At 61.0% G+C, this 13,853-nt stretch carries 13 protein-coding genes and 2 pseudogenes; 12 read left to right on the top strand and 3 right to left on the bottom strand.

Annotation, left to right across the window (positions count from 1 at the left end; all coding sequences use genetic code 11):
• Positions 1 to 20: 20 nt before the first annotated feature.
• Complete coding sequence (locus A3CW_RS0132830; protein ID WP_028207347.1) at positions 21 to 494, bottom strand: MarR family winged helix-turn-helix transcriptional regulator; 474 nt, start codon at positions 492 to 494, stop codon at positions 21 to 23.
• Between the two features lie 274 nt (positions 495 to 768).
• Between A3CW_RS0132830 and A3CW_RS0132825 the strand changes: the two genes are divergently transcribed.
• From A3CW_RS0132825 to A3CW_RS0132775, 10 genes and pseudogenes are all read left to right on the top strand, one after another.
• Entirely contained in the window at positions 769 to 2,055 is a 1,287-nt protein-coding gene (locus A3CW_RS0132825; RefSeq protein WP_051481863.1) for an MFS transporter, read from the top strand.
• A gap of 98 nt (positions 2,056 to 2,153) precedes the next feature.
• Positions 2,154 to 3,233 (top strand): porin, encoded by a 1,080-nt coding sequence (locus A3CW_RS0132820; protein ID WP_028207345.1) that lies wholly within the window; start codon positions 2,154 to 2,156, stop codon positions 3,231 to 3,233.
• Positions 3,234 to 3,250: 17 nt separating this feature from the next.
• Positions 3,251 to 4,213, top strand: a complete 963-nt coding sequence (locus A3CW_RS0132815) for an alpha/beta hydrolase (RefSeq protein WP_028207344.1) — start codon at positions 3,251 to 3,253, stop codon at positions 4,211 to 4,213.
• A 21-nt stretch (positions 4,214 to 4,234) separates the two neighbouring features.
• A pseudogene (locus A3CW_RS54700) lies at positions 4,235 to 4,489 on the top strand (methyl-accepting chemotaxis protein); the annotation flags it as partial.
• A gap of 648 nt (positions 4,490 to 5,137) precedes the next feature.
• Positions 5,138 to 6,248, top strand: a pseudogene (locus A3CW_RS48265) (2-isopropylmalate synthase); the annotation flags it as partial.
• A 162-nt stretch (positions 6,249 to 6,410) separates the two neighbouring features.
• On the top strand, positions 6,411 to 7,505 hold the full coding sequence (locus A3CW_RS0132800) for a branched-chain amino acid aminotransferase (protein WP_028207342.1): 1,095 nt from the start codon (positions 6,411 to 6,413) through the stop codon (positions 7,503 to 7,505).
• Positions 7,506 to 7,888: 383 nt separating this feature from the next.
• Positions 7,889 to 8,572, top strand: a complete 684-nt coding sequence (locus A3CW_RS0132795) for a YfiR family protein (RefSeq protein WP_028207341.1) — start codon at positions 7,889 to 7,891, stop codon at positions 8,570 to 8,572.
• Positions 8,569 to 9,837 carry a diguanylate cyclase domain-containing protein gene (locus tag A3CW_RS0132790; protein WP_028207340.1) on the top strand — a complete coding sequence of 423 codons (1,269 nt, stop codon included), beginning with the start codon at positions 8,569 to 8,571 and terminating at the stop codon, positions 9,835 to 9,837. Before A3CW_RS0132795 ends, A3CW_RS0132790 begins: the two co-directional genes overlap by 4 nt.
• 83 nt (positions 9,838 to 9,920) lie before the next feature.
• Positions 9,921 to 10,433, top strand: a complete 513-nt coding sequence (locus A3CW_RS0132785; RefSeq protein WP_028207339.1) for an OmpA family protein — start codon at positions 9,921 to 9,923, stop codon at positions 10,431 to 10,433.
• Between the two features lie 481 nt (positions 10,434 to 10,914).
• Positions 10,915 to 11,826, top strand: a complete 912-nt coding sequence (locus A3CW_RS0132775) for a class I SAM-dependent methyltransferase (RefSeq protein WP_407669788.1) — start codon at positions 10,915 to 10,917, stop codon at positions 11,824 to 11,826.
• A gap of 27 nt (positions 11,827 to 11,853) precedes the next feature.
• On the opposite strand, the gene A3CW_RS52630 is transcribed toward A3CW_RS0132775, so the two are convergent.
• Positions 11,854 to 12,027 (bottom strand): hypothetical protein, encoded by a 174-nt coding sequence (locus A3CW_RS52630; RefSeq protein WP_154678094.1) that lies wholly within the window; start codon positions 12,025 to 12,027, stop codon positions 11,854 to 11,856.
• 612 nt (positions 12,028 to 12,639) lie between these two features.
• The gene (locus A3CW_RS51415; RefSeq protein WP_081771913.1) at positions 12,640 to 12,936 is read right to left on the bottom strand and encodes a hypothetical protein; all 297 of its coding nucleotides are present in this window, start codon (positions 12,934 to 12,936) and stop codon (positions 12,640 to 12,642) included.
• 237 nt (positions 12,937 to 13,173) lie between these two features.
• On the opposite strand from A3CW_RS51415, the gene A3CW_RS0132765 reads away from it, so the two are divergent.
• Positions 13,174 to 13,425, top strand: coding sequence for a type II toxin-antitoxin system Phd/YefM family antitoxin (locus A3CW_RS0132765; protein ID WP_028207337.1), 252 nt, complete (start codon positions 13,174 to 13,176; stop codon positions 13,423 to 13,425).
• On the top strand, positions 13,422 to 13,811 hold the full coding sequence (locus A3CW_RS0132760; protein ID WP_028207336.1) for a type II toxin-antitoxin system VapC family toxin: 390 nt from the start codon (positions 13,422 to 13,424) through the stop codon (positions 13,809 to 13,811). The genes A3CW_RS0132765 and A3CW_RS0132760 overlap by 4 nt, the downstream gene beginning before the upstream one ends.
• The last annotated feature ends 42 nt before the right edge of the window (positions 13,812 to 13,853 follow it).

Below are 13,853 nucleotides of genomic sequence, written 5' to 3'. Positions count from 1 at the left end.
CCCGGCTGGGCGCCCAACAATCAGGCGGAGAAGATTTTCGACAGGAGTGATTTCAGCTGTTGGCGCTCGGCGCCGGAAAGCTTGTGGACGGCCACTTCATCTGCTTTCTGGGCGGCCTTCAGTGCCTGGGTATGAAGCCGGGCGCCTTGAGGGGTCAGCGAGACGTGCTGGATGCGTTTGTCGTCGGTACTGCGTTGCCGCGTCAGCAATCCACCCGATTCGAGCCGGTCCAGCAACGTGGCCAGGTTGGGCGGCGCAATGGCCAGCGCATCGGCAAGGGACTTCTGGTTGATGCCCGGGTTATGGCGCAACGTCGACAGCACTGCGAAGTCGGCCTGGCGCAACTCGAGCTTTTCCATCTGCGCGTCGAAAGTCGACTGGACGATGAGATAGGTGCGGCGGATGTTGTATCCGAGAAGATCGAGCAATTCCGACTGATCAACCTGATCCGGAAAATCGCTGGCAAAGTTGTTCCGAACGGTTTTGGTCGGCATGGCAAAGGGCCAATTTTGTGAAGCGGACGTGGGAAATTATATCACGTCAACATACGCACCCACTCCCTCGAGGTTGCAGTCAACGCATCGTGGATATGCCCGGAATCCGTCCACGCGTGGCGTCGAGCTTATATGGCAGCCGCCCCACGCTCGTGGCTCCCATTTCAGTGTTATCCCTTAATTCCAGATTGTTGCATTTTTCGGAAAACAATTTATCATCAATAACAAATATACGTAATAAGTAAATTTAGACAACCTTGACAGGAGACATCCAGTGAGTTCCACGTTGCCACACGATCCAACGAATCGTAAGAAGCATGATTCGGTCTACGAAATAAAAACGCTGGTTCTGCTCGGGCTTGGTTTCGGGCTGGTCGGGCTGGACCGCTGGATGGTCGCGCCGCTGTTCCCGCACATGATGCGCGATCTCAATCTGAATTTTCAGCAACTGGGTAGCCTGATTGGCATCCTGAGCGTTGCCTGGGGCGTATGGGCGATTGCGATGGGACCGGTGTCCGACCGGATTGGGCGCAAGAAGATTCTGGTTGTCTCGATGGTCGCGTTTTCGCTGTTGTCGAGCCTGTCGGGCCTGGCTTCCGGCTTTGCGGGCCTGATGCTGATCCGTGCCGTGATGGGCGTGGCCGAAGGTGCGTTCACGCCGGCGAGTGTCGCGGCCACCGGCGAGGCGTCGTTGCCGTCGAGGCGCGGCTTCAACCAGGGGTTGCAGTTGAGCATGTTCTCGCTGCTTGGCCTTGGCTTCGCGCCGATCCTCGTCACGCAACTATTGCGCATTGTGCCGTCGTGGCACTGGGTGTTCATGATCTCCGCGGTGCCAGGCCTGATCGTCGCGCTGCTGATTGCGCGTACGCTGCGTGACAAGCCAGCGAGTGAACTACGGAGCATGGCGTCGGCGCCGAGCCGGCCGCGCTGGACCGCGATCTTCGGCAGCCGGAACGTGTGGCTGGCGACGCTGGCGATCCTGTGTGCGATGACCGGTATTTTCGTGGTCAGCGCGATGGTGCCGACCTATCTCGTCGAGGTGCTGCATCTCGATACGCAGCAGATGGGATTCGTCGTCTCGGCAATCGGCTTTGGCGGCTTCGTCGGCTCGTTCGGCGTGGCCGGCATATCGGATTTCATTGGTCGACGTAACGCTGCACTTATCGCATTTGTCGGTGCGGCGGTCCTTCTGTATCTGTTCGCTCGGACTGGCGCTGATCCTCTGGCGCTGTTCGGGCTGCTGTTCGGGGTATCGGTTTTCGCGCTGGGGCTGCTCGGGCTGCTGAGTGGTCCGATCGCGACCGAGGCCGCACCGGCTGGTCTTATCGCTTCGTCCATTGGCTTCGTCTCGGGCGCAGGTGAAATTTTCGGGGGGGGGCTCGCGCCGGTGATCGCGGGTTTCGTCGCGCAGCATTTCGGCTTGCCGTCCACGCTGACTTTCGCGTTCGGCGGGCTCGTTGCGGGCGCGGTGGTGTCGTTGTTCCTCGCCGAGACTTCGCCGCGCCAGCGCGGTGCCGCAACACCGGTAGCCGCGACCGGTGTACCCGAGGACGTCGTATAAGGCGCCCGCGTATTCGAATTTATTCCAGTTCCAACACACAGGTGGCGTCGATGTGACGCGAAACCTGGATCAGAGCAAGTAAGAAAAGGAGATCGTCGATGAAAATGAAAAGCTTCTGTTTTGCCGCGAGCCTGCTGTTCGCGTGCCATGCCAACGCTCAAGGCAGTGTCACGCTAACTGGCCTGCTGGATGCCGGCGTGTCCTACGTCAGCAATGAAGGCGGCAGCCACGTGGTCAAGTTCGACGACGGTATTGCCGTGCCGAACCTGCTGAAGTTTCTCGGCAAGGAGGATCTCGGAGGCGGCACGCGCGCTGTCTTCGAACTCACGAGCCAGTTCGAACTGGGCACGGGCACATTCATGCCCGGCGGCAGCCTGTTCACCCGCAACGCGTTCGTCGGTCTGGACGACGATCACTTTGGCCGGCTGACTTTAGGCAACCAGTACGATTTCATGATCGATTCGCTTTTCTTCGGTCTCGACGATGGCGCGATCTATGCACAGGGTGTCTACGACTTCCGTAATGGACCGTTTGCGAAACTCGCTTTGCCGAACAATCCGACGGGTGCGTTCGACTGGGATGGCATGGCGGGCTCAAGACCCATCCATAACTCGGTCAAGTACACAAGTCCGAGCTACGGTGGCTTCTCCGCCGGCGCGATGTATGGCTTCGGCGGCGTGGCGGGATCATTCGGCTCGAACAGCGGGGTGAGCGTGGGCCTGAACTACGTCCACGGAGCATTCGGGGCGAATGCGGCCTATACGCAGGTGAAGACGGATGTCTCAGGGGCGCAGGTCAGCGTGCGCAACTGGGGCGCCGGTGCGCACTATACCTTCGGCCCGGTGACCGCGAACGCACTCTACACCGCGGTGCGTAACGAAATGAACGGCGCGTCAGTCTGGCAGGCGGAGCTGGGCGGCATGTGGTTGATCGCGCCGGAGTGGGTGTTGAGCGGCGCGTATATGTACATGAAGGGCAATCAGGTCGTCGACAACAATCACGCGCATCAGATCACCGGGATGCTGTCGTACTTCCTGTCGAAGCGAACCAGCGTGTACGTGGCTGGCGTTTACCAGCGCACGAATCAGGGGGCGAACGCACAGATCAACGACGTGATGGTTGCGTCGAGCGGCCCGTCGCAGTTCATCGGTCGCGTCGGCTTGCAGACGCGGTTCTAAACGACTTCCAGACGCATATGCAGGTTGCACCATTTGATCCTCTTCGCCTCGCGCCCGATGTGCGCGAACTGCTGGCTGCGATGGCCGCGAGCGGCGCGCCGCCACTGGAGTCGCTGCCCCTCGCGCAAAGGCGCGAAGCATACCGCCAGATCGGCGCAACCTTAGGCGGAGAACCGGTGCCCGTGCGGGAAGTCCGCGCGTTGCTGGCGGACGGTCCAGCCGGCAAGATCCCGCTGCGCCTGTATCTGCCCGATAAGGCGGATGGTGTGCCGTATGGGGTAACCGTCTATCTTCATGGCGGGGGCTGGACGCTCGGCGACCTCGACAGTCACGACAGGATTTGCCGGCGGCTGGTACGCGCATCCGGCTGTGGTGTGGTGAGCGTCGATTATCGGCTTGCGCCGGAACATCCTGCCCCCGCCGGACCGGAAGACGTACTGGCCGCGATTCGCTGGCTGGCGTCCCATGCCGTGTCGCTCGGGCTCGATCCGGAGCGGATTGCCGTGGCGGGGGACAGCGCGGGCGGGAGCCTTGCGGCTGTCGCGTGTCAGCGTCTGCGTGGTGAGGTCCCGCTGCGCGCACAGGTGTTGTTCTATCCCTCGACCGATCTGTCTCCCGCCGGAGCGCATTTTGCGTCGCGGTACGAGAACGGTGCGGTACCGCCGTTGACTCTTGAGTTGATGCACGTAATGTCTGCTCCGTTCAGCGGTAGTTTCGATACGAACGACACACGACTATCGCCGCTGCTCGAGCCGGACTTGAGCAATCTACCGCAGGCACTGATCATCACCGCAGAGTGCGACGTATTACGCGACGACGGCAGCTTCTACTGCAATGCGTTGCAGGCGGCGGGTGTGCCGGCCGAATACGTCGAAGTACAGGGTATGGTCCACGGCTTCATCGAAATGGCGGGCGTTCTGCCGGCCGCGGTTGAGGCGATTGAGCGTGCGGGCGCGCACCTGCGTGAGATCCTTGCCTGATCAGGGGGAGATTGGGAGGCTGACCATGGGCGCGGTTTCGCGGTTGTGGCGACCGAGGTACGCAATCTCGCGCAGCGTTCGGCCACGGCGGCAAATGAGATCAAAGCGCTTATTGACGATTCCACGTCAATCGTGCGGGACGGCGCGCGGCAGGCGGTGGAGGCAGGCACAACGATTAGGGAGGTCAAGATTGCGATCAGGCGCGTCGCGGATATCGTCAAGGCAATTTCGTTGGCATCGGAGGCGCAAAGCTTGGACATCAAGCATGTCAATAGAGAGAGTTTGAGCGAATGCGATTGCCGCCACGAGTGCGTGAGCGACACGCCCTTCGTTTGTCGCCGCCTGCGTGATCTCCGGAGGACGGCAAGGGATGGGCCGCTGGCGAGCTGGATGCGCGTCTGGATGCCTCCCATCTCGAATCTGTCTGGTTCTCACCTCGCAATCCGCAGTTTCAGCAAGCTAATCCTGTGGTCGAGACGTTTCTGGAACTGGTCGACAAGACGATGAAGCATGAATTGGCCGGGCTCGATGTGAAGGCAGGCTGATCTTTCAATGCAACGAACACGGGGGAACCTCGTAGCGCCATCGGGTACGTGTACCTTCTGAACACGAGAAAGAGGGAAATGCACGCTAGACGTTAGTCACGTACTGTTTGGGCTGCACGTGTGACATTGCCGCGCGAGTGGTTTCTCCAGATGATCCGCAATCAGGCAAGCGCTGCGCGGGACTGATGAGCGTTGCGTTGCCTTGCACATTGGCCGTGCGACTGGATCCTCAAAGTCGCGGGTTGACCCCAGGTTCACCTGAAATATCGTTGGCTATAATCGCGAACGGTCGGGCGCTGTGATCCAGCGTTCCGGCAAGCGGGAAAGGTTACCCCCATTCCCTGATCAATGCAGTTGCCGATCCCTACAGGAGACTGGCATGGCAGAACAACTCATCATTTTCGATACCACCTTGCGGGATGGAGAGCAGTCGCCGGGTGCGTCGATGACAAAAGAAGAAAAACTCCGCATCGCGAGGCAACTCGAGCGTATGCGGGTCGACGTGATCGAAGCGGGCTTCGCAGCAAGCTCCGAGGGCGATTTCCAGGCAGTGCGCGCAATCGCAAGCGAAGTGAAAGATAGCATCATCTGTTCTCTCGCACGCGCGAACGAGCGTGACATTTCACGTGCGGCAGAAGCGCTGCGGCCAGCCAGTCGTTTTCGCATCCATACCTTTCTCGCGACATCGCCGCTGCATATGGAGAAAAAGCTCCGTATGTCGCCCGACCAGGTGTACGAGCAGGCGCGTCGCGCAGTGCATCAGGCGCGCAGTTTCACCGATGACGTCGAGTTCTCGCCAGAAGACGCCAGTCGCTCAGACATGGACTTTCTCTGCCGGGTGCTGGAAGGTGTCATTGCCGAAGGCGCGACTACGATCAACGTACCCGATACCGTTGGCTATGCCATGCCAGAGGGTTATGCAGCACTGATCCGCGAACTACGCGAGCGCATTCCAAATTCGGACCGGGCGGTTTTTTCGGTGCACTGTCACGATGATCTCGGCCTCGCGGTGGCGAACTCACTAGCCGCGGTCAAATCGGGCGGCGCAAGGCAGATCGAGTGCACGATCAACGGACTGGGCGAACGGGCAGGGAATTCGGCGCTCGAGGAAGTCGTCATGGCGGTCAAGACCCGGAGAGATCACTTCGACCTCGACGTGCGCGTCGATACGAGCCAGATTGTCGCCGCTTCACAGTTGGTCTCGGAGATTACCGGATTTGCAGTGCAGCCCAACAAGGCGGTAGTTGGCGCTAACGCGTTCGCTCATGCGTCCGGCATTCACCAGGACGGTGTGCTCAAAGCGCGTGATACTTACGAAATCATGCGGGCGGAAGACGTAGGCTGGAGCGCAAACAAGATCGTGCTCGGGAAGCTTTCTGGTCGAACTGCCTTCAAACAGCGCCTGCGTGAGCTTGGCGTCATGATGGACAGCGATGCTGAATTGAATGCAGCGTTCGCGCGCTTCAAGGCTCTCGCCGATCGTGAGGCCATCGTTTCCGATGTCGCGCTGGTTGCCCTGGCACGGCAGGGCGAGGGCGTGAATTCCGGCAGCGCGCATCCATAACGGTCAGCGACCAAGGCTCTCACGTCACAGACCGCCGGACTGCAGGAACCCTGCGACCGCCCTATTTTCGTCATTTCTCGAAGAAACCATGAATACTGAAACAACTGGCCAGTTTGTCATTTCGCCCAGCACGACACCTACCCCACACGGTGAGATCACCGCGAGCATCGCCAACCCGGTATTTGGTCGCGTGTTCACCGATCACATGGCGACTGTCCGATGGACCAATACCCTTGGCTGGCACGACGCGAAAGTTGAGTCACGCCGGCCGTTTCAGATTGACCCCGCCTGTGCTGTCCTGCACTACGCGCAGGAGATTTTTGAAGGCATGAAAGCCTATCGCGGCGACGACGGCTCGATCTCGCTTTTCAGGCCTTACGAGAATGCCAGGCGGTTTCGCGCGTCGGCAGCGCGCATGTCCATGGCAGAACTCCCCGAAACACTCTTTGTCGGCGCAGTGGATGCGCTCGTGAAGATCGATCGGGACTGGGTTCCTGGCGGCGATGGCAGTTTGTACCTTCGGCCTTTCATGTTTGCAACGGAGAGTTTTCTCGGGGTGCGCGCCGCCAACGAGTATCTGTTCTGTGTTATCGCTTCGCCCGTTGGGCCGTATTTCAAGGCGGGTAAGACGGCGGTCACTGTTTGGGTCTCCGACCAATACACCCGCGCGGCCCCGGGTGGAACGGGCGCGGCCAAGTGCGGCGGAAATTATGCCGCCAGCCTGATTGCGCAAACCGAGGCGGCAGCGAAAGGCTGCGACCAGGTCGTGTTCCTCGACGCCGCGGAACACAAATGGGTCGAAGAACTGGGCGGCATGAACGTGTTCTTCGTGATGGACGACGGCTCCCTGCGTACACCACCGCTATCGGGCACCATCTTGCCTGGTATTACGCGTGCTTCCATTATTGAGCTGGTCAAACGGGAGGGCATCACAGTCTCCGAAGAGCCCTATGCATTTGCATCGTGGCAAGCCGATGCGATCAGCGGTCGCGTCAAGGAGGCCTTCGCCTGTGGTACGGCAGCGGTTGTGACGGCCATTGGAGAGGTTCGTCACGCGGCGGGCGAATTCAAGATCGGCGATGGTGGCGAAGGACCTGTCACACAACGAATTCGCACTACGCTCACCGGTATTCAGCGCGGCAAAATTGTTGATCCATTCGGCTGGATCCACAAGGTGTCTTGAGCGATTTTCCTGGAATCCGTGTGTAGGCATGCGAACCATCTCTCGCGGTTTGACGCCTGTGCTGGCGACAGGACCAATCCAACCCACTCAACACTGACGGATCGATCGCGCGCACGCCCTGCGCGCTTCGATACGCTCTTCCTTTCCTTGCAGCCTGGCTGAGGCCCCTGGCCTGCACCGACGGTTTTGTCGCGCCAATCTTCAGATCAATCTGCTGCGAAGCGGCAATCGTCGATGGCCACAACGAAAACAGGTGTTTCCGACTGGTTGACTGTGCGACTTTGCGCCTAAGATGAATTTCGATGCGCACAGGCTGGTGTAGGCCTCCAATTGGCGGGAGCCAGAAGGCAGTGCGCGGATCGACGCCAACAAGTGTTTTCATCATGGATGCGAGCGTGCGCGCGGCGGGCACCTGTCGTGCGACTGCAATGACGCACGGGTGCGCGACGAAGATCATTGCGCTGGCGACGTCTGGCCGGCCTGGCTGGTCGGCCTTGCTTCGCCATGTCTTGCTCGCAGTAGCTTGCGCGCTAGGCGCGGCATCGGCCTCGCACGCCGACGCACCCGCCAATACGGTCGATCCAGCCAACACGGCGCACGCCGTTACCGATCCCGCCATTTCGCCCCGCGACGCCGCCGTGCGCCGGGTCGTGCTGGGCATCATCAGCTTTACGCGCTGGCCGACGCCGCCCGCGCGCCTGCACCTGTGCGTGACGGGCCGGCCCGACTACGCGCAGGGCCTCGTCGACACGCTGCAGGCCGGTTCGACGCCGCTCGAGGTACAGCACGTCCAGTTTGATGATTCCACCCTCGGCACAACCTGCCAGGCCGTCTATCTAGGCGGCCTGAGCGCCTCCGAGCGACAGCAGGTCAGCGCCGCCCTGGCTGGCCATCCGGTCCTGACGATCGCAGAACACGATCCGTCCTGCACCGCGGGCAGCATGTTTTGCCTCAATGTCGATGTCGAACGCGTCACGTTCGATATCAATCTCGATGCCGTGGCGCGCAGCGGTGTACGAGTCCACCCGAATGTGCTCAACCTCGCGCGGCGGCCGGTGACACCATGACACAGCCCGCGCCCCCCGTTTCCGCTCCGCCCACGCCGCGCCTGACGCTGCAAAGCGTATTGCGCCGTGCGCACCTGCGTCTGGCGTTCGTCGCTGTCACAATGGCCGCGGTGTCGTTGATCATGGTCGCCGTGATCGCGTTGCGGGCTTATGCCGGCAACAACCTGAACCTGCTGGCCCGCTCGCTCGGCTATACAGTTGAGGCCGCGCTGGTGTTCGGCGACCGCGTAGCAGCGATCCAGGCGATCGCGCTGATTGCCAAAGAAGAGGACGTGGCTGAAATCGTCGTCGTGGATAGCAGGGGACGGCCGTTCGCGGCATGGCGCTCGCCTGCCGCCAGTGCGATCGCCAGGCTCGAGCGGGCAGTCGCCGACATTGCGTTGCCCGGGCCCGTGACCGTACGGGTGCTGCACGACGGCATCGTCGTCGGTTACGTTGAAGTGCGTGGCCAGGGGCACCAGTTCTTCGGCTTCCTGCTCGGCGGCGTCGGCGGTATCCTGGCCTGCCTCGCCGTTAGCGTGCTTGGCGCCTATGTCAGTTCCAAGCGCGTGGTGCGCAACATCGTCGCTCCGCTGCGCGCGCTGGCCGGCGTCGCCCACGCAGTGCGGCGCGAACGCGCGTTCGAGCGACGTGTCGAGCCCGCTGCGATTGCCGAACTGAACCAGCTGGGTGACGATTTCAACGCCTTGCTCGATGAATTCGAAGACTGGCAAAACAACCTGCGCGACGAAAACGCGTCGCTCGAACACAAGGCAACCCACGATGCGCTCACTGGCCTGCCCAATCGTTTGCAGTTCGAGGCGCGCCTCAAGCGCGCCCTGGGTGAGGCCATGGTGACGGAGCATCGGGTCGCCGTCCTCTATCTCGACTGTGATCGTTTCAAGGAGATCAACGACTGCCTCGGCCATGACGCCGGCGACGCGGTGCTGATCGGCATTGCGGCGCGACTGCGCACGCAGTTGTGCGAGGTCGATCTGGTTGCGCGGCTGGGAGGCGACGAGTTCGCCGTGATGCTGGCGCCGATCCGCGAACTGGCCAGCGCCGCCCGTATCGCCGAGGACATCCTTTCCGGCATGACGCCGTCGATCACGTTGTCCGATGGCCGCACGGTGGCCACCATGATGAGCATCGGGATTGCGCTGTATCCGGATCACGCGAGCGACGCGACCGGCTTGCTGCGCGCTGCAGATGCAGCGATGTACCGGGCCAAGCGCGCGCGGCCGGGCTCGTGGCAGTTCGCCGAAGGTGTCGCTGGACCGGCTTGACGTGATGGCATGGCGCAGCAGCTGGCGCCGTCGCAGGAATTCGAAATAGTGTGCGCCTGGCCGGCGTGCTCGAGGGGAATGCGATGAATAAGCACTCGTTTCCTGCAGGTATCTGGCGAACAGGCGTGGGGAGCGCGCTGCTCCTTTGTATGCTGCTTGGGGGCTGCAAAACGCCGCCGCTTTACCGCGGTCTGACGCAGACGCAGGTTCAGGCACTCACGTCGGCGGGGTTCCAGGAGACCGAGCAGGGTTTCGAGTTCGGCTTGACCGGGCCCATCCTGTTCGACTTCGACCGCTACAACCTCAAGCCCGACGACCGCCGGATTGTCGAGCGCGTTGGCCACACGCTTAGGGGGGCGGGGCTTAACAGTATGCGCGTCTATGGTTACAGCGACGGGGAGGGCTCGAACGCCTATGACCTCGAGTTGTCCAGACGCCGTGCGGAGGTCGTTGCACTCGAACTCGTCGACACCGGTCTTCCTGCCGAACACATCGAAATCATCGCGAAGGGCAAGCGCGACCCGGTGGGCGACAACCGCACGGAAGCCGGCCGCGCGCAAAACCGCCGGGTCGCAATTGTCGTCTCGCCGCGCTGAGCCGGCGCGGCGTTCAGTCTATGGGCACCTTGATCTGCAATGACGTCGATTCGCTGATCTGCAAGCAGCGCGACGAGACGTATTCGCGAAAAATGAAAATCACAAGTCGTTCGTCTCCGTCTGGCAATTCAAGACCGATACTCGATTGCACGTCGCGTTCGTCACGAAGCCGTTGACCACCTCGTCCTCAACCCACCATCATCTCGTGCACGAAGCGCTGAGCCTCATCGCCTCCGATTCCCAGCAAACAGGCATCGTCGACGCTTCGGACCGTGTATTGCGCTTTGACCGGAAATCATCATGAGCACAGCCGTCGTCCCAGAAGAAGCCAGATAGTTGTCCGGCCGCTTTCAGCCCATATTGGCGCCGAAATCAGCGGTGTCGATCTCTCCCGGCCCCTGAGCACGCGGAGCGAGGATCGGTACTGAGGTGGTTGGCGCCAGGAGGGCGCAGAAAGCTTGTATCGTATGGCAACCTCAACATGACGAAATCGCAAATGATAGAGATCCGCCAGCGCCGGGCACTGCCTGGATATCCGCTAACGCTCGTTTTTGCCATCGCGGCAGTATCCGCTGCAGTGATGACCGCGGGCTGCACCGCGTCCTCGCAAGCGGTTTCTCGCGACTCGCAAGCTTCCGAGTTGGCGGCAACTTCGCTGACTGCGGCCATCGACGGCCCCCAGCGCAGCGAAAAGGCGAAGGCGCGAGACGTCTACCGTCATCCACAGGAAACTTTGCAGTTCTTCGAGGTCGGTTCGACGCAGACCGTCATGGAGATCGCGCCGGGCGGCGGATGGTACACGGACATACTCGCCCCGTATCTGCATGACCATGGGCATCTTTACGAAGCACAATACATCAGTACGTCGGCAGAGCTGGCGGGCGACGACCGTCCAACGGATGCGGCCTATCTGCGCAAGCTGGCGGGAGAGCCGGCTATTTACGGTAATGTTGTGGTCGGCACGTTGCGCGCCGGGGAATTCACGGGTTGGGATGCGGATGGTCAGTTTGATCGTGTGCTCACGTTTCGCAACATCCACAACTGGATGAAGGACGGTCAGTTCAACGCGAATCTCCGGGCCTTTTATCGCGCACTCAAGCCCGGCGGAATACTGGGTGTCGAGGAACATCGCGCGCGGCCGGGGACAACCCTACAGCAAATGATCGACACCGGCTACGTAACGGAAGACTACGTGATCGAACATGCGAAAGCGGCCGGTTTCACATTGGCCGCACGCAGTGAAATCAACGCGAACGCTCGGGATACCAGGGACTATCCGCACGGCGTCTGGTCGCTTCCCCCGACATACGCGGGCGGCGACGTCGACAGGGCACGTTATGCTGCGATCGGCGAATCGGATCGCATGACGCTCAAGTTCGTTAAAGCGGAATAACCTGGCACCGGTTGCGATCGACTGTCGTTAGACGGTATCGCCGCGCTCGATCTCCACGCGCTTCTGATCGCGGGCAGCACCTTGGTCACAGGACGGCTCGACGTCGATTCGCAGCTGAAGGCGGCCTTCGTAGACGAACCACGTCATTGCCGCCGCACTCAACGCGGCGAGCAGCAGAAGGCAAGCGACGATGCGGGCCATCATCGCGCGGGGGGGGGCCAGCCTGGATCGCCAGGGCGGAAAGCGTCTCGCGCGTGTTTGTCATGCGTTGAGTGTAGAGGGCGCTGCCGCGGGGCGCCTTGCCAACCTGCCTCGCGCTGTATGCGGCCTGTCTTCGCACACCGGGATGGCCCGCAATCAGGAGTGACATAGCATCGAGTTTAAGTAGGCCGATCCCGGCGACGGCCCGAATTGCGACTACGATCCTTCGGGCTCCGGGATCCCGGATGGGTCATCCGTTAAGGCGGCCGTTTACAGAGGAAACGACCGTTGCCAGTATCTGGCCGTCCTGCGCAAGGACCTGGCCTACGATGAAACCCGTCCCTTCGGCCAGAGCAATGATGTAGTCTCCATTGCGTCAGCGAGCGCGCCCCGGAAAGCTTCTTCGCGGAACTCCGGCCAACCCTTTCGGGTGTCGCGCTGCTCGACCCAGATAATGTGGTGTTTGTTCGCCATGCCAGCTCCGAAGTTGCTTTCCGCCTTCGTACAAGCTTCACATCACAGGGGCGATGCAACGGTGGCCGGGACCACGGCCCGTGCCAGCGCACGACAGGGCGACGCGTCGTCCCGACCGGATCCCACCAACCGGGCCGGTCATTGCTGGCTGGATACGATCGGGTTTGCTACGGTCAGCGCGGCACGCGCGGCGAGGATGCGCCTGATGGTCGCCAGGGATTGCTCAGCCACCGGGCTCGGGCTTTCCCGCCGTGGCAGGTGAAACCGTGCGGCCGTGACACCCAGCTGCCTGCAGACGGCAGAAAGAGACGGTTTGCCCGAGCCCCCACATCGTTGAATGGCGGCAGCGATAGCTGCGTCACCGATATGTCGGCGCAGCCATTCCAGCGTTTGCCGGTCGTTCTCGTTGTGTACTCTGACCAGATACTCCCCCATACAGGCTCAATGAATAGACGTTAGCGTGAGGTCGGGCTGGATTAGGGGCGGCAACGAACATTTCGGGCGCTTCTGGCCGGGACACCGCTATAGCATAATTTGAATGCGACCCTAAAAAATTGATAGCTTTCATTATGTAAATGTGCTGCTACCTGTGTCCATGTCTCATGTGATCTAGCGATATCTGGACATTCAGAGTAAACTTAGTCCATTAAACTAAGTTGACAGAGGATAGTCATGCAGATCTACAACATCCACGACGCCAAGACGAACCTGTCGCGGCTGATTGAAGAAACCGTGAGCGGCGGCGAACCGTTCGTCATCGCGAAAGCGGGCAAGCCGCTAGTGAAGGTCGTGCGCATCGAAGCGGGAATCGAAAAGCCGCCACGGCGCATCGGCTTTCTGAAAGGCCAGATCAAGGTCCCGGCAGACTTCGACACGATGGGCGGCGATGAGATTGCCGATCAGTTTGAAGGGAAGGCCCAGTGAAGTTGTTGCTCGATACTCACCTGCTGATCTGGGCTGCGGTCGACGATCCAGACTTATCCGACGAAGCGCGCGCGGTCATCGAGGACACGGACAACACCCTCTATTTCAGCGTCGCGAGCATGTGGGAAATCGTGATCAAGAGCGCGCTGGGTCGCGACGACTTTCAACTTGACGCACGTGTCCTGCGCAGGAGCCTGCTCGACGCCGGCTACGAGGAACTGTCGATCGAGGCCCAGCACGCATTCGAAGTTGCCTCGCTCCCACCGCTGCACAAAGATCCATTCGACCGGCTACTCATCGGCCAGGCGATCGCCGAAGGGATTGTGCTCCTGACGCACGACGAGCAGGTCAGGCGGTACGATTTCGCTCCCGTTCGCTACGTTTAGCTCACGCCTTGGCCCGTTGGTCCGGGAGTCAAAGCAATCTCG

The organism is Paraburkholderia nodosa DSM 21604 (assembly GCF_000519185.1).
Lineage (GTDB): Bacteria > Pseudomonadota > Gammaproteobacteria > Burkholderiales > Burkholderiaceae > Paraburkholderia > Paraburkholderia nodosa.
Note: the sequence above shows the minus strand (reverse complement) of the source record. Positions and strands in the feature narration are given on the sequence as shown.

Coding starts and splice junctions, on each gene's coding strand:
- A3CW_RS0132830 (WP_028207347.1), bottom strand. CDS start 494: ATGCCGACCAAAACCGTTCGGAACAACTTTGCCAGCGATTTTCCGGAT.
- A3CW_RS52630 (WP_154678094.1), bottom strand. CDS start 12,027: ATGGCCCGCATCGTCGCTTGCCTTCTGCTGCTCGCCGCGTTGAGTGCG.
- A3CW_RS0132765 (WP_028207337.1), top strand. CDS start 13,174: ATGCAGATCTACAACATCCACGACGCCAAGACGAACCTGTCGCGGCTG.
- A3CW_RS0132795 (WP_028207341.1), top strand. CDS start 7,889: ATGGATGCGAGCGTGCGCGCGGCGGGCACCTGTCGTGCGACTGCAATG.
- A3CW_RS51415 (WP_081771913.1), bottom strand. CDS start 12,936: ATGGGGGAGTATCTGGTCAGAGTACACAACGAGAACGACCGGCAAACG.
- A3CW_RS0132790 (WP_028207340.1), top strand. CDS start 8,569: ATGACACAGCCCGCGCCCCCCGTTTCCGCTCCGCCCACGCCGCGCCTG.
- A3CW_RS0132820 (WP_028207345.1), top strand. CDS start 2,154: ATGAAAATGAAAAGCTTCTGTTTTGCCGCGAGCCTGCTGTTCGCGTGC.
- A3CW_RS0132800 (WP_028207342.1), top strand. CDS start 6,411: ATGAATACTGAAACAACTGGCCAGTTTGTCATTTCGCCCAGCACGACA.
- A3CW_RS0132775 (WP_407669788.1), top strand. CDS start 10,915: ATGACGAAATCGCAAATGATAGAGATCCGCCAGCGCCGGGCACTGCCT.
- A3CW_RS0132815 (WP_028207344.1), top strand. CDS start 3,251: ATGCAGGTTGCACCATTTGATCCTCTTCGCCTCGCGCCCGATGTGCGC.
- A3CW_RS0132785 (WP_028207339.1), top strand. CDS start 9,921: ATGAATAAGCACTCGTTTCCTGCAGGTATCTGGCGAACAGGCGTGGGG.